The 24,146-nt window shown below is 44.0% G+C and carries 23 protein-coding genes; 2 read left to right on the plus strand and 21 right to left on the minus strand.

The window, feature by feature from the left end; translation table 11 throughout:
- Nucleotides 1-33: 33 nt before the first annotated feature.
- The 7 genes from AB4Z50_RS22510 to pdhA form a co-directional block, all read right to left on the minus strand.
- A complete protein-coding gene (locus tag AB4Z50_RS22510) occupies nucleotides 34-525 on the minus strand; it encodes a dihydrofolate reductase (RefSeq protein ID WP_441882410.1) in 492 nt (163 codons plus the stop codon).
- A 42-nt stretch (nucleotides 526-567) separates the two neighbouring features.
- On the minus strand, nucleotides 568-1,524 hold the full coding sequence (locus AB4Z50_RS22515; protein ID WP_441882413.1) for a thymidylate synthase: 957 nt from the start codon (nucleotides 1,522-1,524) through the stop codon (nucleotides 568-570).
- Between the two features lie 56 nt (nucleotides 1,525-1,580).
- The gene (locus AB4Z50_RS22520) at nucleotides 1,581-2,066 is read right to left on the minus strand and encodes an acyl-CoA thioesterase (RefSeq protein ID WP_441882416.1); all 486 of its coding nucleotides are present in this window, start codon (nucleotides 2,064-2,066) and stop codon (nucleotides 1,581-1,583) included.
- Between the two features lie 112 nt (nucleotides 2,067-2,178).
- Nucleotides 2,179-3,594: a dihydrolipoyl dehydrogenase gene (gene lpdA / locus AB4Z50_RS22525; RefSeq protein WP_076265847.1), complete on the minus strand. Its 1,416-nt coding sequence runs from the start codon at nucleotides 3,592-3,594 to the stop codon at nucleotides 2,179-2,181.
- A gap of 3 nt (nucleotides 3,595-3,597) precedes the next feature.
- Nucleotides 3,598-4,932 carry a dihydrolipoamide acetyltransferase family protein gene (locus AB4Z50_RS22530; protein WP_441882420.1) on the minus strand — a complete coding sequence of 445 codons (1,335 nt, stop codon included), beginning with the start codon at nucleotides 4,930-4,932 and terminating at the stop codon, nucleotides 3,598-3,600.
- A gap of 14 nt (nucleotides 4,933-4,946) precedes the next feature.
- Nucleotides 4,947-5,924: an alpha-ketoacid dehydrogenase subunit beta gene (locus tag AB4Z50_RS22535; protein ID WP_339202658.1), complete on the minus strand. Its 978-nt coding sequence runs from the start codon at nucleotides 5,922-5,924 to the stop codon at nucleotides 4,947-4,949.
- A 20-nt stretch (nucleotides 5,925-5,944) separates the two neighbouring features.
- Nucleotides 5,945-7,012, minus strand: coding sequence for a pyruvate dehydrogenase (acetyl-transferring) E1 component subunit alpha (gene pdhA / locus AB4Z50_RS22540; protein WP_339202659.1), 1,068 nt, complete (start codon nucleotides 7,010-7,012; stop codon nucleotides 5,945-5,947).
- A gap of 290 nt (nucleotides 7,013-7,302) precedes the next feature.
- Here pdhA and AB4Z50_RS22545 point away from each other — a divergent pair, with 290 nt between their 5' ends.
- Entirely contained in the window at nucleotides 7,303-8,040 is a 738-nt protein-coding gene (locus AB4Z50_RS22545) for an alpha/beta hydrolase (protein WP_339202661.1), read from the plus strand.
- Between the two features lie 61 nt (nucleotides 8,041-8,101).
- Here AB4Z50_RS22545 and AB4Z50_RS22550 read toward each other — a convergent pair whose 3' ends face one another.
- Both AB4Z50_RS22550 and AB4Z50_RS22555 read right to left on the minus strand, forming a co-directional pair.
- Nucleotides 8,102-8,599, minus strand: a complete 498-nt coding sequence (locus tag AB4Z50_RS22550; protein ID WP_441882425.1) for a low molecular weight protein-tyrosine-phosphatase — start codon at nucleotides 8,597-8,599, stop codon at nucleotides 8,102-8,104.
- Nucleotides 8,596-9,237, minus strand: coding sequence for a trimeric intracellular cation channel family protein (locus AB4Z50_RS22555; RefSeq protein WP_076265841.1), 642 nt, complete (start codon nucleotides 9,235-9,237; stop codon nucleotides 8,596-8,598). Before AB4Z50_RS22555 ends, AB4Z50_RS22550 begins: the two co-directional genes overlap by 4 nt.
- A 223-nt stretch (nucleotides 9,238-9,460) precedes the next feature.
- Between AB4Z50_RS22555 and AB4Z50_RS22560 the strand changes: the two genes are divergently transcribed.
- Complete coding sequence (locus AB4Z50_RS22560) at nucleotides 9,461-10,099, plus strand: thiamine diphosphokinase (RefSeq protein ID WP_441882428.1); 639 nt, start codon at nucleotides 9,461-9,463, stop codon at nucleotides 10,097-10,099.
- Nucleotides 10,100-10,173: 74 nt separating this feature from the next.
- Here AB4Z50_RS22560 and AB4Z50_RS22565 read toward each other — a convergent pair whose 3' ends face one another.
- The 12 genes from AB4Z50_RS22565 to AB4Z50_RS22620 form a co-directional block, all read right to left on the minus strand.
- Nucleotides 10,174-12,147: an endonuclease MutS2 gene (locus AB4Z50_RS22565; RefSeq protein WP_441882431.1), complete on the minus strand. Its 1,974-nt coding sequence runs from the start codon at nucleotides 12,145-12,147 to the stop codon at nucleotides 10,174-10,176.
- Nucleotides 12,148-12,593: 446 nt separating this feature from the next.
- Complete coding sequence (locus AB4Z50_RS22570) at nucleotides 12,594-13,370, minus strand: MBL fold metallo-hydrolase (RefSeq protein ID WP_441882434.1); 777 nt, start codon at nucleotides 13,368-13,370, stop codon at nucleotides 12,594-12,596.
- The gene (locus AB4Z50_RS22575) at nucleotides 13,367-14,041 is read right to left on the minus strand and encodes a GNAT family N-acetyltransferase (RefSeq protein WP_441882437.1); all 675 of its coding nucleotides are present in this window, start codon (nucleotides 14,039-14,041) and stop codon (nucleotides 13,367-13,369) included. Before AB4Z50_RS22575 ends, AB4Z50_RS22570 begins: the two co-directional genes overlap by 4 nt.
- Nucleotides 14,042-14,055: 14 nt before the next feature.
- Nucleotides 14,056-14,715, minus strand: a complete 660-nt coding sequence (locus AB4Z50_RS22580) for a GNAT family N-acetyltransferase (RefSeq protein WP_441882440.1) — start codon at nucleotides 14,713-14,715, stop codon at nucleotides 14,056-14,058.
- 39 nt (nucleotides 14,716-14,754) lie between these two features.
- Nucleotides 14,755-15,615 carry a carbon-nitrogen hydrolase family protein gene (locus AB4Z50_RS22585; RefSeq protein WP_441882443.1) on the minus strand — a complete coding sequence of 287 codons (861 nt, stop codon included), beginning with the start codon at nucleotides 15,613-15,615 and terminating at the stop codon, nucleotides 14,755-14,757.
- Nucleotides 15,616-15,639: 24 nt separating this feature from the next.
- Nucleotides 15,640-16,998, minus strand: a complete 1,359-nt coding sequence (locus tag AB4Z50_RS22590; RefSeq protein ID WP_076265834.1) for a HAMP domain-containing sensor histidine kinase — start codon at nucleotides 16,996-16,998, stop codon at nucleotides 15,640-15,642.
- Nucleotides 16,995-17,693, minus strand: coding sequence for a response regulator transcription factor (locus AB4Z50_RS22595; protein WP_076265833.1), 699 nt, complete (start codon nucleotides 17,691-17,693; stop codon nucleotides 16,995-16,997). The genes AB4Z50_RS22590 and AB4Z50_RS22595 overlap by 4 nt, the downstream gene beginning before the upstream one ends.
- A 203-nt stretch (nucleotides 17,694-17,896) precedes the next feature.
- Nucleotides 17,897-19,447 carry an ABC-F family ATP-binding cassette domain-containing protein gene (locus AB4Z50_RS22600; RefSeq protein ID WP_339202673.1) on the minus strand — a complete coding sequence of 517 codons (1,551 nt, stop codon included), beginning with the start codon at nucleotides 19,445-19,447 and terminating at the stop codon, nucleotides 17,897-17,899.
- An 86-nt stretch (nucleotides 19,448-19,533) separates the two neighbouring features.
- Nucleotides 19,534-21,225, minus strand: coding sequence for a serine/threonine protein kinase (locus tag AB4Z50_RS22605; RefSeq protein WP_441882449.1), 1,692 nt, complete (start codon nucleotides 21,223-21,225; stop codon nucleotides 19,534-19,536).
- A 76-nt stretch (nucleotides 21,226-21,301) separates the two neighbouring features.
- Entirely contained in the window at nucleotides 21,302-22,333 is a 1,032-nt protein-coding gene (locus AB4Z50_RS22610) for a glycoside hydrolase family 88/105 protein (protein ID WP_441882549.1), read from the minus strand.
- Nucleotides 22,334-22,368: 35 nt separating this feature from the next.
- Nucleotides 22,369-23,205 carry a carbohydrate ABC transporter permease gene (locus tag AB4Z50_RS22615; protein ID WP_441882452.1) on the minus strand — a complete coding sequence of 279 codons (837 nt, stop codon included), beginning with the start codon at nucleotides 23,203-23,205 and terminating at the stop codon, nucleotides 22,369-22,371.
- Between the two features lie 2 nt (nucleotides 23,206-23,207).
- A complete protein-coding gene (locus AB4Z50_RS22620; protein WP_076265829.1) occupies nucleotides 23,208-24,107 on the minus strand; it encodes a carbohydrate ABC transporter permease in 900 nt (299 codons plus the stop codon).
- Nucleotides 24,108-24,146: the final 39 nt, after the last annotated feature.

Genomic DNA, 24,146 nt, shown 5'->3' on the forward strand with positions numbered 1-24,146 from the left:
CGTTCGTCAAACGTTCGGTTTTACCTTAAAAAGCTATACTTCCGACCGAATAAACGTTTGAAACGTGAAAGCATACTTGTTTTTTTCATCACGATCTCTGCTCTCGCTTTCCACAAGCTTCCACTGCAAATCAGAGAATGCAGGAAAAAATGCATCTCCGCCTTCAATATCTGCTTCCACTTTTGTAAGCAATATTTGATTAGCGAAGGGCAGAAACTGCTCGTAAATATCAGCACCGCCTATCACAACAAGCTCTTCAGCTGTATATAATTCTAGCGCTTCTTTAATCGAATGTACGATTTCACAGCCCTCAGGGTGGAAATCCGTTTGACGTGTCAATACGACATTTTTACGATCAACCAATGGCTTAGGCAGGGATTCAAACGTCTTACGGCCCATGAGTACCGTTTTACCAATCGTCATCTTCTTGAAAAAAGCCATTTCTGCTGGCAAACGCCATGGCAGCTTGTTTCCAATTCCTATAGTTCTATTGCGATCCATAGCGGCAATCAAAGTAATATTCATAATGGTTAACTCCTTTCTTCATTTTTAAAAATGAATATGAATTTACACAGCTACCGGCGCTTTAATCGTTGGATGAGGGTTATAATCCGCAATGGATAGATCCTCAACTGCAAAGTCGAAGATTGATTGTTTGTCTGTGTTTAATTTTAACTGAGGGAGCGGTCTAGACTCTCTGCTGAGTTGAAGCTTGATTTGCTCCAAATGATTCGTGTAAATGTGGGCATCTCCAAGCGTATGGATGAATTCTCCCACTTCAAGCCCGCATTCGTGTGCAATCATGTGGGTCAATAAGGCATAACTTGCGATGTTAAATGGTATGCCTAGGAAAATGTCAGCGCTTCGCTGATAAAGCTGGCATGAAAGCTTGCCGTTTGTTACATAGAATTGGAACATCGTATGGCAAGGAGGCAGTGCCATGCTGGGAACGTCTTCTGGATTCCAAGCGGAGACGATCAGTCTTCTCGAATCCGGGTTTTTCTTAATCGTCGCAATGACATCCTTAAGCTGATCAATCGCATCCCCTTGCGTCGTCTTCCACTCTCTCCACTGCTTGCCATACACGTTGCCGAGCTCGCCGAATTCAGCGGCAAACTGGTCATCCGTTAAGATGTGCTGCTTAAAGAGATCCATTTGCTCTTCATATACTTTAGAGAATTCAGCATCCGTTTGCGACCGAAGACCAAAGTTCGTCATGTCAGGGCCCGTGTAGGATGCGCTCTCCACCCATCTTTTGAACGCCCATTCATTCCAAATATTATTATTATGCTGCAGCAGATAACGAATGTTCGTATCTCCTTGAATAAACCAAATCAACTCACTGGCAATTAATTTGAATGGCACACGTTTAGTTGTAAGCATCGGAAAACCTTCGCTAAGATCAAAACGCATTTGATAGCCAAAGGTAGAAATCGTTCCAGTCCCCGTTCGATCTTCTTTTTTTGTTCCATGTTCTAAAACATATTTCAACAAATTCAGGTAGGTTTGTTCGCTTTTGCTCATTTGGACATTGCTCCCTATCATGAAAAAAATCAGAAAAATAACAATTAATTATATCATCAACCAGGATTTCTGTCCTGCTTTCGTTTCTTTCGCAGCGCATGCCTCTCAGGAGCGGAAAGATGCAGCTTTATCTCCTCTTCTGTCTCTGGGACGACAGTTGGAACAATAGCAGGTTTGCCATGATCATCAATTGCAACAAAAGTGAAAAAAGCAGTAACTGTCGTTTTGCGCTCCCCACTGAACAAATTTTCGGATTGAACGGACACGAACACTTCCATCGAGCTGCGATGTGTCCACGAAACAAAGGCTTCAACCTCAATAACTTCTCCGACCCGAATCGGCGCCAAAAAATCAAGACTGTCCGTTGATGCGGTTACAGCTTGCATACGTGCATGTCTCATGGCTGAGATCGCAGCAACCTTATCCATGTACTCCATCAGCTTTCCACCAAACATCGTATCAAAATGATTCGTGTCCAAAGGAAAGATCAGCTGCGTCATAATTGTTCGCGATTCTCTAGCCAGTTTCGTTGATTGTTCCATGCTCGTGTACGCCTCCTATTTGTTGGATTAAAGCTCTTGAAGCGCAAAGAGGCCCCGCCGGCTGGAGAGCCGCGTGACCTCTGTTGTCGCAAAACGATAGCATTATTGCGATTTATTTAATAAAAGTGTGGATCGGGTGGCCAAGTGCAACCTCAGCTGCATCAAGCACGATTTCACCAAGTGTAGGATGCGCGTGAATTGTAAGTGCGATATCCTCAAGAGTTGCGCCCATTTCGATAGCCAAAGCAAGCTCAGCAATCATATTGGAAGCCTCAATACCGATGATTTGCGCACCAAGTACAAGACCGGAGTCTGCATCGGATACGAGTTTAACAAAGCCTTCATTTGCATTAAGCGACATTGCACGTCCATTGATTGCGAACGGGAATTTGCCAACTTTTACATTATGACCTTTGTCTTTTGCTTCCTTCTCACTGAAACCAACGCTTGCGCATTCTGGATCAGAGAAGCAAACTGCTGGTACACATTTGTAGTCAATAACACTAGATTGACCCGAAATGGCTTCAGCTGCGATGCGGCCTTCGTACATTGCTTTGTGCGCAAGCGCAGGTCCAGCAATAATATCGCCAATCGCATAAATATGAGGAATGTTAGTGCGGCATTGCTCATCAACTTCAACTAGTCCACGATCGGACAGCTTCACGTTAATAAGGTCAAGACCTAGCTCACCATCCGTATTTGGACGACGTCCAACCGTTACGAGCAGGTAATCCGCAGTTACTTTCTCTTCTTTATCGCCAACTGTATACGTTACAGTAACGTCTTTATCTGTTTGCTCAGCACCTTTTGCTTGTGCGCCAGTAATGATATCCACATTCGTGCTTTTTAGTTTCTTCGCAACGATGTTAGACATATCTTTGTCAAAGCCCGGCAAAATCGCGTCGGAGCCTTCAATTACTGTAACCTTTGTGCCGAATTTGGAGTACATTTGACCAAGCTCGATACCGATATAGCCGCCGCCGATAACGACAAGGCTCTTCGGAATTTCTGGCAAGGACAATGCGCCTGTTGAAGATACGATACGGCCAGTGAAAGGGAAAGCTTTTAGTTCAATTGGACGTGATCCTGTAGCGATAATGCAGTTTTTGAAGCGGTAACGAGGCGCTTCTTGATCGTTGAATACACGCGCTTCGTTTTCGTTAATAAACATAACTTCGCCTTGGAAATATTGGACTTTGTTTGCTTTCAGAAGAGAAGCAACGCCGCCTGTCAATTTTTTCACGATGCCGTTTTTGAACTCTTGCACTTTTGTAAAGTCAACCTTAGCTTCTCCAACTTCGATACCGAATGCGGAAGCGTGACTGATTGATTCATATTGATGTGATGCGGAAATAAGTGCTTTCGATGGAATACAGCCCACATTCAAGCATACGCCGCCTACATGTTCTTTATCCACGATGAGTACGTTTTGACCAAGTTGAGCAGCGCGGATCGCTGCTACATAACCGCCTGGGCCCGCACCAATAATTAGAGTGTCAATATCTAGGGAAGCATCACCAACAACCATGTCTTATACCTCCATTATGAACAGTTCTGGTTGACCCAGAAGTGTTTTGATGTAATTCATAAAGTTTTGAGCTGTTGCGCCGTCGATAAGACGGTGATCGAAGCTAAGTGAAAGAGCCATTACAGGAGCAGCTACGATTTCACCATTGCGAACAATTGCTTTTTCAGTAATTCTGCCTGTTCCAAGAATTGCAACTTCTGGGAAGTTGATAACTGGAGTGAAGAACATACCGCCAGCGGAACCAATGTTGGAAATCGAGATTGTGCTGCCTTTAAGCTCGTTAGCAGCAAGTTTACCGTCACGGCCGCGAGCAGCTAGATCACGGATCGAGTCAGCAATTTTGAATAGGTTTTTACGATCTGCATCTTCAATAACCGGCACGATTAGGCCGTTATCTGTATCTGTAGCGATACCGATATTGTAGAATTTGCGAAGAACGATTTCTTGATTAGCCTCATCAAGCGTTGCGTTCAAGATCGGGAACTCGCGGCATGCTGCCACAAGAGCTTTCACGATGAACGGCAAGTACGTAAGCTTGGAGCCTTTTTTCTCAGCATACGGCTTATATTTAGCACGAAGTGCTACGAGCTCCGTTACATCAACCTCATCCATGATCGTAACATGTGGAGCTGTATAAACCGATTTCGACATTGCGTTAGCAATGATTTTGCGAATACCTTTGAATGGTACACGCTCTTCAGGACGGTAAGGTGTTCCAGCCGATACTGCTGCAGGTTTAGCTTCGCCAGCACCTTTAGCTGCAACTTCTGCGTTGCTTGATTGTTCAGCTGCAGGAGCAGATGCATCTGTAGCCGCAACAGCAGGAGCGCCGCCAAAACCAGTTACGTCATCACGAGTGATACGTCCGTTTTTGCCAGTTCCGCCTACTTGTGTTAGGTCTACGCCTTGCTCGCGTGCAAATTTACGAACGCTAGGTGTTGCTAGTACAAGACCGCCAGTTGCTTTAGGAGCAGCTGCTGCTTGTGCTGCAGGAGCTTCAGCTTTAGGCGCCTCAACTGCTGGTGCTGCCGCCGCTGCAGGAGCTTCTGCTTTAGGTGCTTCAGCTGCTGCTGGTTCAGCTTGCTCTGGCAATTCGCCTTCTGCATCAATAATTGCAACAACCTCGCCAATGTGGCAAACTTGTCCGTCTTTTACGAGTACTTCGAGTACTTTACCATTTACTGGGCAAGGCACTTCGACGATCGCTTTATCGTTTTGAACTTCCATAATAATGTCATCATCTGTAACCGTGTCTCCGACTTTGATATGCACTTTAATGATTTCGCCTTCGTGCAAACCTTCGCCGAGCTCTGGGAAACGATATTCGAATTTAGCCACCGCTTTAACCTCCTTTAAAAGTTCAGTACTTTGTTAACTGCTGCAGAAATACGTGCTACCGTAGGAAGCCACGCATCCTCAACTAGAGCAAACGGATATACAGTATCCGGACCAGCAACACGTAGTACTGGAGCTTCTAAGTGCAGAATAGCTTTTTCATTGATTTGAGCAATGATTTCTGCTGCTGCGCCAGAAGTTTTTTGTGCTTCTTGAACGACAATAGCACGGTTTGTTTTCTTAATTGAAGCAACGATTGTATCGATATCAAGCGGAAGCAGTGTGCGAAGATCGATAACTTCTACACTCACGCCTGTTTTTTCAAGCTCTTCTGCTGCTTTGACAGCTGTGTGAACCATAAGACCATAAGAAATAATCGTTACGTCACTGCCTTCGCGAACAACATTTGCTTTGCCGATCTCAACTGTATATTCACCTTCAGGAACTTCAGCCTTGAACGCACGGTACAAGTTCAAGTGCTCCATGAAAAATACAGGATCATTCTCACGGATTGCAGAAATCATCAAGCCTTTTGCATCATACGGGTTTGAAGGAATAACTACCTTAATACCCGGCGTTTGAATAGCAAGACCTTCAAGGGAATCCGTATGCAGCTCAGCCGCTTTAACGCCGCCGCCAAAAGGTGTACGGAATACGATTGGTGAGTTGTAGCGACCGCCAGAGCGGTAACGCATACGAGCAGCTTGGACAAACATTTGGTCAAGCGCTTCATAAATAAAACCTACGAATTGAATTTCAGCGATTGGACGGAAGCCTTGCAACCCCATACCAACTGCCATACCTGCAAGAGCTGACTCAGCAAGAGGCGTATCAAATACGCGATCTTCACCAAACTCATCCTGCAAACCTTCTGTCACACGGAATACTCCGCCGACTTTACCTACGTCCTCACCAAAGATGACAACGTTCGAATCACGTTTAAGTTCTACGCGCATCGCATCGCGAATTGCTTCCAACATATTCATTTGAGCCATGATCGTCAGATCCTCCTCTTCTATTGAAAATCGTCCTTTTGCTCTTCCAAGTATTGCGGTGTTGTTTCGAACATGCTATCGATCAAGCCTGCTACAGTCATTTTTTCAACTGCTTCAGCTTTTTTGATGTGCTCAGTTACAGTTGCTTTTGCTTCATCTTTCACACGGTTTGTGTCTTCTTCAGTCCACAAGCCTTTTTTCTCTAGATATTTACCGAAACGAACAAGCGGATCTTTTAAAGCCCATTCTGCTTCTTCATCTTTTGTACGGTATTTAGTCGTATCATCCGCCAAGGAATGCGGACGGAAACGGTAAGTTAGAAGCTCAATCAAAGTAGCGCCTTCGCCATTGCGGCCACGCTCTGCTGCTTCTTGAACAGCTTTGATAACAGCAAGTACGTCCATACCATCCACTTGAACACCTTTAATACCAGCAGCAACAGCTTTATGTGCAACAGACAAAGCGCCTGTTTGCTTGGAGTAAGGTGTAGTAATAGCATAGCCGTTGTTTTGTACAACATAAATGACAGGCAGCTTATAAGCGCCTGCGAARTTCATGCCTTCGTAGAAGTCGCCTTCTGACGAACCGCCGTCGCCTGTATAAGTGATAGCTACACGTTTTTCATTCTTTTTCTTAAATGCCATTGCTACGCCAGTTGCGTGCAATACTTGTGCGCCAATAATGATTTGCGGCATAAGAACATGTACATCCTCAGGAATTTGACCACCTTGTTGGTGTCCGCGAGAATATAGGAAAGCTTGGTACAATGGCAAACCATGCCATACAAGCTGTGGCATATCACGGTATCCTGGGCAAATRAAATCATCTTTGTTTAACGCGTATTCGCTACCAACCATTGATGCTTCTTGACCTGATACTGGAGCGTAAAAGCCAAGTCTTCCTTGACGGCCTAAATTAACAGCACGCTCATCCCATGTACGAGTAAATACCATGCGGTACATAACTTCTTTTAATTGATCATCAGACAAAGCTGGCAATAAGTCCGGGTTAACAACTTCCCCGTCGAGTGACAAGACAGATAGCGGAGTTACCGGTTCCGTTTGAACTTCGTATGGCAATTTGCTCATTTTGATCGCTCACCTCAATCGAAATATTTGAAAATCGTTTACCTCTGTTATAGAATTATTATAAACCTGTTTAATGAAAATGGTCAAAGCAAAAAACACAAAAACCGTTGTTTTTTCGCTGATTCTCATCATTCTTTTAAGAAATTGTATATGCTACAGACTTTATTTATTAGTATAACAGCATAATACAACAAGACAGAAATAGATGTGATTCCTTTGATTGTCTTTCTATTGTTTACCCACAACAGATGTTTTCCATTCAATAAATTCAACCGATAGGAGAGAAAGAAATGACAGATGAGCGATATTTGAAGAGAACAATAGTAAAGGAAACCGTGCCAAGCCGATATTTGGCTGAACAAAGCCGCAATTTACGTATCTTTTTGCCGCCAGGTTATAACGAGGTGCTTAGCTACCCGGTCGTCTATTGCCAGGATGGCGAAGATTTTTTCAACTTTGGGCGAATTGCTACTACAGCGACGCGATTGATTTTGGATGAGGGACTTGAGCCCTTCATTATTGTAGGTGTTGATGTCGACAAAAAGCAGCGCACGGAGGAATACACGCCAGATGGCAATCGGCACGAGGCATACATTCGGTTTTTCGCGGAAGAGCTCATTCCGTTTGTTGAGGAACGTTATGCGGTAAGACAAGAACCAGAGCATCGATTATTGGCAGGCGATTCACTCGGCGGCTCCGTTTCCTTGCATTTAGCTCTCTCCTACCCGCAGCTATTTACACGTGTCATGTCATTATCAGGTGCTTTTTATGGCGTATCCCAAAACATCATTTCCGCAGCAGGAGACCTTAGCTGGCTCAATATTTATATGATTGTTGGTCTGCAAGAGGATGCCTATGAAACAGACCGTGGCGTATTTGATTTTGTAGCTTTGAATCGCAACGCCAAGGCGCTGCTCGAACTTAATCAAGCTACTGTCTTCTATGAAGAAAAAGACGGCAAGCATCAATGGGGTTTTTGGCAAAAAGAGCTTGATAAAGCTCTCGCCTATTTCATTGAGGTTGAATAATCAAAAGCAAAGCTGTCCAGCTGGCTCCTTTCGGAACTGTTGGACAGCTTTTTTAATGAATTTATTCATTTAATTGCAAATCTGCTTTTACCCGTTTGAGAAGCTCCTTACATCCGCTGTCGACTAATTCATAAACAAACGGAAAATTGTTTTCATAATAAGGATCAGGCACATCGGCTATTCCTTTTCCAGGCAGCAGCTCCATAAAAGTAAACAATCGTTTGGATTCCTCTGCTGTAGATTTACCTTCTCCAAAAAACAGCTTGCGTACATCTCGTAAATTGTTTGTGTCCATACATACGATATAATCAAACGTGTTGTAGTCATCAGGCGTAACTAATCGAGCTTTCATACCCTGATGTGAAATTTGGTGCTGATCCAGCTGATCCCTCGTTCCCTCATGCGGCGGATGACCCAAATGCCAGTCACCGGTTCCTGCGGAATCAACCATAATTTGATCTGTCAATTTTGCTTGCTCTACCTGATGGCGCATAACGGCTTCAGCCATTGGGGACCTGCATATGTTTCCGAGACAAACAAATAAAATGCGAGCTTTCATGATATTCCTCTTTTCTGCTGTTCATTAGAAGTATGAATATGTAACGTGCGTCTTGGCAGCTTCCACTTGAAATAGACAGATAGCATCCGGAAGCTAATAATAATAACGAATAAAACCAAGAGCTCCAAGGTTGATTTTATCCAACCAAGTCCAATCGCGAGACCTGCAAGCATGGCCCATACGGCATAAATTTCATCTTTTAGCACAAGCGGCTTACGGCCTGCCAGCACATCGCGAATGATACCGCCGCCAATCCCTGTCAGCATCGCCGCAACAAGAACCGCACTGAGCGGATGCTTCATTTGCGTTGCATACAGCGCTCCTTGAATAGCAAAGGCTGATAATCCAATCGCGTCAAAAAACGCCTCGCTCCGTCGCCAGCGCTGAATCCAGTCAACAGGCAATAGAAAAGCAATCGTCATGGCAATGATAGCTATTTTGAGTAGGTATCCTTGATTCCAAAGCGATGTAACTGGCATACCTATCAACAGATTACGCACGACACCGCCGCCAAATGCTGTGACAAGTCCAAGCACGAACACACCTAGTATATCGTATTCTTCCTCCATAGCGACAATCGCTCCGCTGACTGCAAAGGCAATTGTTCCGATAATGCTAAAAATACCAAAAATGTCCATACTCACAGCAAATGCTCCTCGCTTCCCGTACATGAACCGATCAATGCACCTTGACTTTCATTCATCATTTTAGCTGGGAGGATGTGGATACGCAACGACAAATTTCGTGAAATTCATTCGTTTATCCATACAGTTATTCCACTCCTCTAGTTTTTATAGAACAAAAGGCATTATACTGGAGTGAATTACATTAGATTTCGCCAAAAAGAAAGGAAAATTCATCATGCATCCTCGCATCGTCATATGCACGGGCGGCCAGCTTGGCGCCTGGGCACTTGCACATATAAAGCCCGATGATCTGCTTATTGGAGCAGACAGCGGTGCTCGCTTTCTCATTAAGAACGGACGACGTCCGGATATTTCGATCGGAGACTTTGATTCCGTATCAGAAGAAGATTTGTTAGAAATTCGTAAAAATAGCGGTCAAACGATAGCTTGTGACCCCATCGACAAAAACTACACCGATACGGAAATGGCCATACGTCTCGCCTTGGACTTGCAGCCTACTGAAATCATTTTACTTGGAGCGCTGGGCACTAGATTTGATCATTCACTTGCTAATGTCCACCTGCTCGCGCTTTCTTCCCAGCAACAGGTGAAAATGACGATTATCGATGACCATAATAAAATTTCTTTGATTAGCGATCAATTAAACATCGAGCAGCAAGGATATCCAAACGTTTCTTTGCTTCCGCTGTCGTTAAAAGTAGAAGGAATTACGCTTGATGGTTTTCAATATCCGCTGACTGACGCCGAGCTAACGATTGGTCAGTCTCTCGGGATTAGCAATGTCCTTGTATCATCTACTGGAACCATCTCCATAAGAAAAGGCTTGTTGTTAGTCATCCAAAGTCGTGACTAACGATTTCAACAAAAAGACCCAACCGAGGCAATTAATCCTCCTGTCGGGTCTTTTGTTTTTTCGAGATTAATCCTTTAGAGAATTTCATCCTCTTTTGTAACAATTTCTAAACCATCTACATGCTTGCGATTCATCAGCTTGCGAGCTTTTCTATTCTCCTTTGATTCAAACACAATATCGAGATCATACTCCTCATTTTGACCCGGGTAAAGCTTCGTTTTGGCGATATACAGCTTCAACCGTTTATGATTGAACGTAAGCTTTTGCCCTTGAATTTGGACAATCACATTTCCTCGTTCATCTGCAGGCCGATATACTACACCCATTTTATTTAGAGGATAGATCCATACTGCATCACCTTTCTCAAAAGGTTTTTTTGCTTCTTTCGGGCTCTGTGCTTTCGTTTCATCAACCTTTTTAATATTTTTGTTAATAAAATCTGTTGCTGCTGTAGATGACGTTTTCTGAGCTTCCTTTTCATTTCTTAATTGCTCATTTGTGTGTGTTTCATGAAATTGATTTTCTTTCCGCACAAGCAAATGTTCTGCACGCTGCATCACCTCTTCCGGCAGACCAAAGCGCCTTGCTATCGCGAATGCATGACTCTCTCCTGCTTCCCCCATCTCTAAGCGATAAAGCGGCTTTAACGTTTCCGCGTCGAAAGCCATTTTCCCATTTTGGCATCCAGGGGTTCGAGCAGCAAAAGCTTTAATTTCATTAAAATGAGTCGTTGCCCCTGCTAATGCTCCTTTTTTCAACAGTTGTTCTAATAGTGCGATAGAGAGCGCTATCCCTTCTGATGGATCGGTACCCGCCGCCAATTCATCAAGCAGAAGCAGTGCTCTAGGGCCAGCCGCTTGAAGCATATCCTTAAGAACGGTGATATGAGAAGAAAATGTACTCAGTGATTGCTCCAAACTTTGTCCATCTCCAACGTCGGCGATAACGTGCTGGAATACACCGATCTCGCTCCCCTTCTCAGCTGGAACCAGGAGGCCAGATTGAACCATCAATACGAATAATCCAATGGTTTTCAAGGTTACCGTTTTGCCACCTGTATTCGGTCCAGTAATAATTAACTGTTTCCATTTGTATCCGAGCTCCACATGCAGCGGTACGCTATGTTGTCCTAGCAGTGGATGGCGTGCACCGACGAGTCTAACGACTGGCTGATCGGATAACTCGATTTTTTTACCGTTATACGACCTAGAGAGCTTCGCTCTTGCCGTAATAAAGTCAAATGAAGCCATAGCTTCTACGTTGCGAAACAGCTCAAAGGAGAACGATTCGGTATATTCAGACAATCGGGATAATATAACAGTACGCTCCCTCTCCTCATCCGCCTTCCACTGCTGCAGCTCCACCTGAAGCTCTGATGCGTCTAATGGCTCAACGAACAAGGTCTGACCACTAGCGGATTCATCCCATACTGTCCCTGGCACCTGCTTGCGATGCTCGCGCTTTACAGCAATGACAAACCGATCATGGCGCTTGCTGATGACCGGCTCTTGTAGAGCAGTACGATATTTATGAAGCGCATTCTCCATTTTTTTCTGGATCTTGTCCTCCGCCGCATAAATATGCCTGCGGATGTAGGCAAGATCAGGGCTAGCTTGATCGGTCAGCTGGCCGTAACGAATACAACGTTTTAGTTCGTCCCTAAGTACGGGGCAATCGTACATAGACTCCGCATAAGCAGAAATCGTTGGCGCAATCTCACGTTTGCTGAACATGTACTTTTTCATTTGCACAACAGAGCTTAACCATACTGACAGCTGTTCTAGTTCCTGCTCATTATATATTCTACCTTTGCCAAGCAGCGACAGAAACGAATCAATGCCGTCCATTGCGGACAATGGAATGCTTGCCCCGCTTCCGAGAAGTTCAGCAGCCTCGTACGTTTCTTGCAGCCACGCTTCAACTTGCCGCTGCTTCGTGCTTGGTTCAAGCCTTTCAGCCAATAATCGTCCTGCAGGTGAAATCGTGTGGCTTACTACGCCTGCTTTTACCTTATCAAATTCTAATCTTCGCCAAGATGCTTCATTCATCTGTATGGCCTCCTCTATTTTGAGTAAAAAAAAAAGACAGAAACAGAACGCGGGCGCGTTCCATTCCTGTCTTTGATCGACAAATGCTCCAATACCATTTCCACCGCTAACAAAATCGTTAACATGAAAATGGATATAAAAAAACCGCGCTGCGAGAGCACGGTGATTGGGCCGCTGTCGAATTGCTTCAGGCGGAAATCCTCATGTCCAGAACTCTTGGCGTCAGATCACGAAATAGAGCCTTGCATCTCAGTGAATTCACACTGGGAATCGTCGCAAGACCAACGTTCATCTGACTCTATCCAATTTATGAGTTATGGACACCAGCAAACATTAAAATTTCCCCTTTAAGCATATTGTTAAAAGTTAATCCAAAATAGGATTCTTAATAAATGTACATAAAAGACAAGCAGCTTGTCAAGCGAGACTTAATCTACTGTTTATGGCTATAAAGAAATGGACATGCCTGTTCGTGCAAATTGAAGGTGATCGGGCAGCTTATAATCTCTCCGAAGATCAATATCATGCGACATATGTGTGAGAAAGGTTTGTTTGGGCTTCCATTTCTGGATAAGCTCGATAGCTTCAACAACATCATAGACAGAACGAGTTTCATAAGCAAAAGGCTCTTCGTAAAAGCTTGTTCCTAGTACAAGCAAATCAAGATCAGCCAAATGTTGCTGCTGCTCATCCGTCAGGCCGATGGAATCAGAGCAATAAACCCATTTGCAGTTTGTTTCTGAATGTTCAAAGCGAAATGCGTAGGCATAGCCGTTTTTCCCGTGATTGACTCGCCAGCTATATGCTCGCCATTTGCCGAGCATAATAGGAGTGTCAAATGAATGGAACTCAATCTGCCGATTTAGCCAAGGAAAACGATCTAATATTTCTTTAATGACTTCAGTGGGCGCGTAAGCTTGACCTCTTTTTTTCGTCCAGCGACAAGCGTCTGCCCACTCCACCAATCCTCCGATATGGTCAAAATGAGCATGTGTAATGAGCAGTGTGTCGATCTCACGCAGTGATGCCATCTCTAATTGTTTTGCGAAGTCCGACCCACAGTCAATCCACACCGTTCCAGCTTCTTGATCCTCCAGCTGCAACGACGATCTATAACGACGGTTTTCCTGTGTGTCCCGTGCTTCCTCACAAACCTCACATTCACAATAAATGCGAGGCACACTCATGGAATCTCCCGTTCCCCTAAAAATCAGCTTCGTCATAGCGGCAGCAGCTCAAACGACTCCGATGCACGGATTTGTTCCATCATTTGAAGCCATTGTTCCGGCTTGTTTGGCAATGCGGCATAATAGCCTTCTAAGAATGAGGCGATTAGAGCTGCATCAATCGTTGTTTGCTCTTCATTTTTCGGAAGGAAACATAAGTCCAGTTCAGCAACAGCTTGGCCTTCATGGTCCCAAGAAGGATGAACATAAGGAAAAGCGATTCTCTTATAGCCGATATGTGACAGCACTTCGCGACGCACAAACGGATTCATAGGTGAAACTCTGCCAAATGCATGCTCACCTGCGCGATAAGGGTCATATACCTCAGCAAACATGCCAAGCGAGAAAGTACCCGACTGCTCAGCTAGCTTCTGCAAATCTTGTTCTCGATTGCGGAGTAGAAAACGACCGATGCCAAGTGATGGTTTTCCGATAATCGTAAAATCAGTCATAGCAACGCGAAGCTCTGGATAATAACGATATTCCGTTGAACCTACGACTTCCCCCTCATGCAATGCAACATATACATGAATGGTTGGGTCTTCAAGCGGCTCGCGCCAAAGTTCATAAGCAAGAACTTCCTCAGGCGGAAAAATCGTTTGAAGAAGCTTATGTAATGGTTCAAAATATTTGTCCTCAATGCTTACGATTCGATGATAGGTTAGCATATATGTACATCTCCTTATTTAAATGGATTACGCCACTCCATGATTGCAGCGCAGTTACCCGATTGCTCATCATCCAAGTAGTCATGAGCAACCCCAATCGGCATCCGTCCGCATCTAAGCAAAAAAGTAATGACAGGGTCTTTGTATTCTCCAGTTAGCACTTTTTCCAAATAAGCTTCTGGCGTCATCTCTTGTATTAGCGCCCCATAACCGGGCATGCGGCCACCCCCAAGCAATCTCATAAGACCAAGCTGAACAACCGTTTCATACATCGATTGCATGAGCCATTTGCCAATGCCAGATTTTCGGAACTCCGGTATGACACAAAGGTCTATTACATACAAAGTGTCTCCGTTTATATCATGATTGCGAATATAACCACTGTCAGAAATCGTTTCCCAATTATGTGCATGGCCATAATCATTCATATCGATGGTTACTCCGGTCATGGAGCCAATAATCATTCCATCAACCTCTGCGCATAAGGCACCTTCAGGGAATCGGTTCACATGTTCAGTTAATTGTTCTTTGTTCCACCAAAGCTCCTGTGGGTAAGGCGGGGGAAAGCTTAGCCGCTGAACTTCAATTAATCCATCAAAATCTGCTGGTTTATAATTACGAATGACTGCTTTTTGCGGCTTTCCATCGATGAACAAGAACAGCTCCTTACGCATCACGGTCTCCCCCTTTCTTCGCTAAACAAGATAAAAAAATCAAGTCCAATCGGTATACAAATCGGTGCGTCGGTCACGCCACGTCGTAACAGAACCCTTCAGCCTAACTTCCTCAAGTAAAGTTAAGTCGAGGTCAGCCACGACAAGCATATCATCGTTGATGATGCCTTCGCTTAATATACCGGCTGGCGGGAACGGAATATCATTCGGAGCAATAATTGCAGCTTGACCAAAATTTGCACGCATCAGATCGACTTTACGAAGTGAGCCAACTGTACCTGTCGTTACGATGTATACCTGATTCTCAACTGCTCTAGCATGGCAGCAGTATCTTACGCGATAAAACCCATGACGATCATCCGTGCACGATGGACAGAAAATAACATCTGCTCCTTTGGCACGAGCCATTCGAACAATCTCTGGAAATTCAATATCGTAGCAAGTGAGCATCGCAATGGTGCCATAAGCGGTCTCGAATACCTCAAGACCTTCACCTGCCGACATATTCCAGCCTTCTACTTCTGGTGGTGTAATGTGGATTTTATGCTGAACGTCAATTTTCCCATCGGGATGAAAGAGATGCGCAGCATTGCGCAAACTTCCATCCGCTTGTTTAATCACGTGGGTGCCTCCAACAATGTAAACCTCATATTCAGCAGCTAGTGAGCGAAAGAGAGCAAGATAATCCTCCGTGAATTCAGGAAGCCGATCAATAGGAAGCGCTACGCCCTGCTCATCTCCAATCGACATCAATTGGGTTGTCAGAAACTCAGGAAACAAAATAAATTGTGCCCCGTATTCCGAGGCATTGCGTACATAATGTGTTACTTGTTCTGCGAATTGCTCAAACGAATTAATATCAGCAAGCTTATACTGAACGGCTGCCGTACGAAACTTCATTCGTTAAATCCTCCAATCGTATCGTTATTGTTTGCGCTGTTTAAATTGCAAAGTAATCGTCGTTCCCAAATCCGGCAGACTAAACACATCTACCTTTCCTTCATGCAAATCTATGATTCGTTTGGCAATGGACAAGCCGAGACCTACTCCGCCTGTTGTGCGGCTTCTGGCTCCATCCACACGGTAGAAGCGCTCGAATAGATGCGGAATTTCGTTTTCTGGAATGCCCATTCCTTTATCCTTAACCTCGATTTTCACGATATGTCTAACGAGTGTAATCGTAATATCGATCGGGTCCTTCGAGTATTTAATTGCGTTATCGAGCAAAATGACGAGCAGCTGCCTGATTTTGTCCTTGTCTCCAACCATACGAACCGCCTTGGACATCGCTTTCACTCGAATCGGTCTGCCGAACGTCGTTTGCAGCATCGTTGCTAGCTCATCAACCACTTGAACAACATCAAACAGCTCCTGCTTCAGCCAATCCTCCTGCTCTGCCTCAGCGAGCATAAGCATGGATTTTGTTAAGTTTTGCAGACGATTAGCTTCTTTATCGATTGCTTCAATTGCTTCATTTCGCAAGCTCTCATCGTCACGTCCCCAACGCTTTAACATACCAGCATAGCTGCTGATGACAGTTAGAGGAGTTTTGAGCTCATGAGAAGCATCTGCTACGAATTGCTTCTGCTTAGCAAATGTGCGGTCAAGTCGTTCAATCATCTGATTAAATGCACGAACGAGCTGCAGAAGCTCAGCAGATTCCTCACGGTTGCTAAGCTCAATTTGTCTAAGTTTCCCGCTTCGGTCAATTTCTCGCATCGTATTAACCATTTGCTGAATGGGCGCCGTTAGTCTTGAAGTAAACCAATACGTTCCGAATATGGCAAACAAAATGGCACCGCCGCTCGTGACGCTTAACGCTGCGACCAGCACCTGCAAATAATTGTCCAATTCATCTAGTATTCGATTAATCTCAAGCATTGCAATGACACGATTGCCGTCATATAGCGGAACTCGCATGAACAAAATTCGTTCTCCGCCCTTCGTGATCATCCCGGTATGGTGATGTACCTCAAAGGTCGCTGGCAGCTGCTGCAACAGCTCATCCGTTCCTGTTATATTTACAACCCTGTTATTAGGCGCAATGATGCGGATCATTTCGTTTACGTTGTAATACTCATTGAGCAGCTCCGGATAGTTTAAACCTCGGCCGCTCTGAATTCGGGGATTCTCAAGCATGAGATTCACTTTATTCGCAATGACCTCTTCTTCACTTTCAGTCGTTATTTTGATCACATAGAAATACACAAAAATATTAAATAGAATCAAAATAAAAATAAGCCAAAAAATGGTGAAAAGCGTAAACCGTTTGCGGAGTGTCATGCATCGGGCTCCTTTATCATATAACCTACTCCTCGAACCGTATGAATAAGCTTATGACGATAACCCTTGTCCAACTTCTGACGCAAATAACGGATATAAACATCTACTAAATTTGTTTCACCGATAAAATCATATCCCCAAACTTCGGATAAAATATCTTCACGCGATTTCTCATCATTTTTGTTTTCCACAAGGTATACGAGCAGCTCGAATTCACGCGGCGTTAACTCGATCAAAATATCTTTGCGATAAACTTTACGTGTGCGCAGCTCGATCGTTAAGTCGCCAACCTTGATCATGTCGGATCCTTCCGCTTCTTTCGGATACTGCTGGAATATACGCAAAATGTTGCGAACGCGCGCCAGCAGCTCCTCCATTGCGAACGGCTTTGTAATATAATCATTTGCTCCATGCTCGAATCCGCTTACTTTATCCGGTACGGTGTCGCGTGCAGTCAACAATATAATAGGTACAGGATTTCCTGCTTGTCGCAGTAATCGCAGCACTTCAATTCCGCTCATCTCAGGCAACATGACATCGAGCAATACAAGCTCCCATTCACCTGTCGAAGCCATTTCATATCCGGTTCTGCCATCAGCGGCAGTTCCTACGGTATAACCCTCATGCTCAAGCTCAAGTTGTAAAATTCGGGAAATACCCGCTTCATCTTCGACGACTAGAATACGTTCTTTCATTCTAGAGGTTCACCTGCTTCCAGTTGTAAATAATATTAATGCCGTTAATCAACCGTATCTTCTTCTATAAATACGGTTAAATTTATCATAATGAAGACCTATCACAAATGCAAGCAAGCCGATCTACAAGAAGAGTAGACCGGCAATTGCCACGGAGGGTGTTTATCTTCACGAAGATAAAGGATATTAAGCTAAAACCACTCCTAGTTTTGCATCGACCAGGCTTCTACATCCCATGTTTTGGTAGCCATATCCTCGTAAAATTCCGGTTCATGAGATACAAGCACGACTGTTCCTTTATAAGCCTTGAGAGCACGCTTCAATTCCGCTTTAGCCACAACGTCCAAATGGTTCGTCGGCTCATCGAACAGAATCCAGTTGCTCTCGCGCATCATAAGCTTGCATAGACGAACTTTCGCTTGCTCGCCGCCGCTGAGCTGGTTAAGCGAGCGTGTAATATGCTCATTTTTCAAGCCACAGCGTGCAAGGGCACCCCGAACCTCTGATTGGGTCATGAAGGAAAACTCATCCCATACATCCTCAAGCGGCGTCATGGTCGGAGCTTTTGCTTCTTGCTCAAAGTAAGCAGGATTTAAATAATCGCCCAGATAGGTTTTGCCGTCAAGGGCTGGAATGACGCCTAAAATGGTTTTGAGCAGTGTAGATTTACCAACGCCGTTGCATCCTACGATAGCAATCTTATCACCACGTTCAATGACCATGTCCATTTTTGGCAGCAGAGGTTTATTGTAGCCAATGACCATGCCTTCTGCCTCAAATACAGTCTTGCCGCTCGTTCTCGATTCTTTAAAGTTAAACGTTGGTTTAGCCGCTTCTTCCGGTTTATCAATACGATCAATACGATCAAGCTGCTTCTCGCGGCTCTTAGCACGTCCTGATGTTGAAGCGCGTGCTTTGTTTTTTTGGATAAAATCCTCTTGCTTCTTAATAAAATCCTTTTGTTTCTCGTATGCATCGATGTGCTGYGCCTTGTTCAGGTCAGCCATTTCAAGAAATTTATCATAATTGGCCGAATAGCGTGTCAGCTTCGTAAATTCTAGATGGTAAATCACGTTAACCACTTGGTTCATAAAGCTCGTTTCATGTGAAATAAGAACAAACGCATGCGGGTAGTTTTTTAAATAGTTAGTCAACCAATTGATATGCTCTTCATCCAAATAGTTCGTAGGCTCATCGAGCAGTAGAACACCTGGTTTTTCAAGAAGCAGCTTCGCTAGCAGTACCTTTGTCCGCTGACCGCCGCTAAGTGCAGTAACATCACGATCAAGTCCAATCGCATTCAAACCTAGCCCGTTTGCCATCTCATCTACTTTTACATCAATTAAATAGAAATCGCCGATCTCCAGCTCTTCCTGAATCTCACCCATACGTGTAAGCAGCTCATCTAATTTATCTGAATCTGCATCGCCCATTTGAGCTGCAATGTTATTTAGCTCTTCTTCCAATAGCAGCAAAGGTAAAAAAGCATCCTTCAGTACATCACGGATTGTTTTACCTGCTTCAAGCTTCGTATGTTGATCCAAGTAGCCGTAACGAACACGCGGTGTCCATTCGACCTTTCCTTCATCCTTCAACAGTTTGCCTGTTAAAATATTCATCAGTGTTGACTTGCCTGTACCATTCGCACCGACTAGGCCAACATGCTCTCCATCCAACAAACGGAAGGCTACATTTTTAAAAAGCACACGATCTCCGAACGTATGTGATAATTGCTCAACTGTTAACAAACTCATTTGTCTTTATCTCCATTCATATATGAACCATAGTTATAGCTTGTGAAATGTGTCGTTTTGCCCGTATCATTGTACCACAAAAATGGTCATTTTGTGTTCATTTCCTTATAAAGGAGCTGTAAAATGGGCGAAAGCGCATGATTTAATCGTTTATTTAAGCGCGATTCATCCGTTGCCCAGAGCCCTTTCCATTGCAAAGAAAGCAGCGTCTCTTCCGGAAGTCGCGGCACGATGGCTAATGGCTTGTCGGGAAATAAGGAAAGCCATTCATTCCGACCATGGTAGTTCAGATCTTTGTTCGCGATATAAAATAATTTTCCGCTTGTGGCTTTCATTTTTTGCTTCAAGTCCATTAGCAGCTTTAATTCGCTCGCTTGCCACTTAACTACAGCAGGATCACCAATTACAAATACGAAATGCGACTGCTTCAGCATGGATAAAGCATTAGACTCCTTCCATCTGCCAGAGAAATCGAATAGCTGGTACATAGTTGATGAAGTCCGAAGCATTTGTGCAAAAGCCATAGCATCATATTTAGCATCATCGGAGCTTAGTTCAGAACGAAATGAAAACCAATTTACTTCTAAATCATTATGTTTATACTGGATATAACGTTTATCCTGCATTAGCTGACCAGACTGTTCATAATTACTGATACTTTTATGTCCAGATAACCATGCATGCCATTCAGGCTTAGTATCGTCGTATTCGACTGCTGCTATTGAAGCGCCTTGCCTCCCAAGCAGGACTGCAAGCGCATGCGTCAAAAAGGTAGACCCTGCACCTGAGGATAAAGATAATAAGCCGATCAGCTTCTGATTTAATTGTGTACGGGGTTTGCTTTTTTGTTGATTCCAGAACACCTTATTGTCGCTATCAGGCTCTACAAAAACCTCTAGCGCCTTCTCCGCTTCAGCAATAGTTGCATATCGATATTGAGGATCGGGTTGAAGCAAACGTTTTAGCACAAGCTTAAAGGCTTTCGGAACGTCTGGCTGCAAAGATGTAAATAAAGCAGACTCCGCTGTCCAGTTCGCTTTCTGATGATAAATACTTCCCTCACTAGCCATAAAATACAGCAGCGCACCGAGTCCATAAATGTCCGTACGTTCATCGCTTTGCCCTGCTCCTGCTTGCTCCGGCGCTGCGAAGCCATACGTTCCAAGCTGAACGGTATCTTTGTCCTTGCCGTTAATATATTGGCGTGAAATACCAAAATCAATTAGTTTCACATTTCCTTTTTTGTCAATCATCACGTTTGAGGGCTTCAAATCACGATGAATAATTGGAGGCGTATGTTCATGCAAGTAACGAATTGCTGAGCATAGCTGTAATCCGATATCAATTATGTTTGTAAAGGTTAGCTGTGCTCCGTTTGAACGAAATAAATCTGCAATCGTGCAGCCTTCAATATATTCCATTACCAGTGCTTCGAATTGCAGCTCATTCGGAGGGAAGTAGTCGACCATTAATGGAAGCTGCGGATGCTCCAGCCTCATCATCATTTGTGCTTCTTCTGCATATTTCCGACCGCCTGGCAGCGGTGCAATTACTTTCATAGCTCTTCGTTTATTTGCGAGCTTCATATCATCAGCGGCGTACACGACTCCCATGCCGCCTCGCCCAAGAATGCCGACAATTCGGTATCGATCCCCCACCACAGATCCTATTGCATAAGGCGAAAATATCATTTCCGTACCTTCCATATCGATCCCTCCAGCATAAAATACGAACAAAAAAAAGGCATCCCGACGCCGTTTGTAAGTTACAAACCGCATCAGGATGCCTTCCTGATTTCCTATCTATTAGTGCTACTTTAACATAGTTATTAAACTTGAAACAAGCAGCTTTTTATTAAAATACACGTTTCTTGGAATTCAACAGCTCCGCCAAAAACGCAAGCACAAGTCCTTGTCCCCAGCCTTGTACACGTTTGTGAGCCACTTCACGATAGCCCTGCAAATCATTCATAACTGCTGTGCCGGCTGATACATTCAGCACTGCGCCGTCCTCTGTAATTTGGCTCAAAATACCTTCGATCGAACGCTGAATGTATTTGTTGTATAAGGAACCAAAAGCGAATAATCCAGTCGCAATTCCTGCTGAACCCGATGTTTCATGATAGGAGCTATCATCGTTTAAAACCGTGTGCCATAGCCCATTTTCGGATTGCATACGCACTAATGTACTTAGCTGATCTCGCATTGAGCCTTCAATAATCATAAATGAAGGATGCTGAACGGCTATATGAGGCAATGCCTTTGCCATTGTAAGAGCAGCCCAAGAGTTTCCGCGTGCCCAGAAGATCGAGGACATATGATTTTGTGCAATATTGTCCCAGCCATGATAGTAGAGGTTCGTAACGGGATCTTGTAAAAAATGCTCATGACCGTGATACTGCTTTAGGCCATCCTCCAAATAGTCGTTTCGTCCTAGCAAATGTCCCATACGCACGAGGAAATAACCCGCCATCATCATCGTATCCACCCACGCTTGCTCAGGAAAATTATACGTTTCTGAATTGACCGTGTGCTGGAAAATGCCATCTGCGAATCGTACCGCATCATTTTTTAAGTATTCGGCCATTTGAATGGCGACATCTAAATATTTTTGCTCGTCAGTTGCTTTGTACAATGAAATTAAAGCATGACCTATGGATACTCCGTTGACTGATAGCTTCGGCAAGCCGTCTTCCAGCTTCTCATCAATCCATTCCTGCAAAAGCTGAATATAACGTTCATTACCTGTTGCCTCGTACGCTTCCGCAACCCCATAGAAAGCAACACCGCCCGGCCAATCCCAGCTAAAATCCATTCTGAATGTGCGATCTACAACACGATCTATAACGTCCTTAATATGATTTTCGTCAAATTGAAGCTGTGGCATTTCCATCTTCCTCTCCCCTATTTCATTTTGAATGTCTATTTCAAACCGCTGGTGCTGATACCTTCAACAATATACTTCTGGAATGCGAAGAAAATGGCGAGCACCGGTATAAGGCTGACGATTGACATCGCGAACATAGCGCCCCAGTTGGAGACAGTATCGCTGTCGAGAAACATTTTCAGACCCATCGACACAGGATACAAACTTGGACGATTCAAGTATAAAACCGGTCCGAGCAAGTCTTCCCAGCGCCAGTAAAACGAGAAAATTGAAGCGGTAGCCAGAGCTGGAACGACGAGCGGCAAAATAATTCGGAAAAACAAGCGGAACTTCCCGCAGCCATCGATCGTTGCTGCTTCGTCAAGCTCATTCGGAATGGTCCGGATGAACTGAATGAGTAAAAAGATAAAAAACGGAATGCCGAAATATTGCGGGATAACAATAGGTTTAATTGAGTTTAACCAATGAAGCTTCGCAAACAAAATATATTGCGGAACGAGTACAACATCATGGGGAAGCATTAGCGTAACCATCATGATTCCAAACCAAAACGTTTTCCCCACAAAATTAAGTCTTGCAAATCCAAAAGCGATAAATGCAGATGATAATACAGCTCCAATGGTAGAAATAACAACAATTTCTAGAGAATTCATAATAAAATTGCCGAATGACTGACCTGCTATGCCGACCCAGCCTATTTTATAATTTTCCCAAATCCAAGGCTGTGGTATAAGGGAATCAGCCGTTGCGAAGATGAGATTGCTTTGCTTAAATGAACTCATTAACAGCCATAACACCGGGTAAACCATTACTAAGGCGAGCGCTGCGACAAATACGTGGTAGATCGGCCACTTCAGCTTTTTGAATGTCATGTTTAATGGCCACCTTTCGACTCGTAATGAACCCATTTTTTAGAGGTATAGAACAAAATCCCGGTTAGGATAGCGATAATAATGAGCATTACCCACGCCATTGCTGAAGCAAATCCCATATCGAAATAAACGAATGCTTGACGGAACAAGTAAAGGGAATAAAGAAGTGTGCCGTCTAACGGGCCGCCCTCGCCTTTTGAAATAATGTAAGCTGGAACGAAAGTCATAAATGCTCCGATGGTTTGCATGATCGTATTAAACAAAATGATCGGGCTAAGCATTGGCAAAGTAATTTTGAAGAAGCGAACGACTGGCCCCGCTCCATCCACATTGGAAGCCTCGTACAATTCAGGCGGTATATTTTTGAGACCTGCAAGAAAAATAAGCATCGACGATCCAAATTGCCAAACGGACAAAGTAATGAGCATCCACAGCGCAGCTGCAGGTTCAGCAAACCATCTCACGCTATCTAAACCGAGTGCATTCAGAAAAATGTTTATAACCCCTTCGTCACCATAAAGGTTGCGCCACATAATCGACACGGCAACGCTACCTCCAATAATCGAAGGAAGATAATAAACGGTCCGATATAACCCGATTGCTTTCGAGGCTGTATTCAATATCATTGCAATAAATAAAGCAAAGGCCAATCTAAGCGGTACACCGATAAATACGTATAAAAAAGTAACCTTTAGAGATGCCCAAAACTTCGAGTCATCAAAAAACATCGTCTGGTAATTCTCTAATCCGATAAAGGATGGTGTCGATAAGAGATCATAATCGGTAACCGAGAAATATAACGATGCGACAGCGGGTACTAAGGTGAACAATAAAAATCCGATAACAAATGGACCAATAAAGGTGTAGCCTACCAAGTTGTTTTTAAGTGATAGCGATTTCATCTTATCCAACTCCTATACGAAGTCTAGCGTGCCAATGCA

Source organism: Paenibacillus sp. 2TAB26 (assembly GCF_052115145.1).
GTDB lineage: Bacteria > Bacillota > Bacilli > Paenibacillales > Paenibacillaceae > Pristimantibacillus.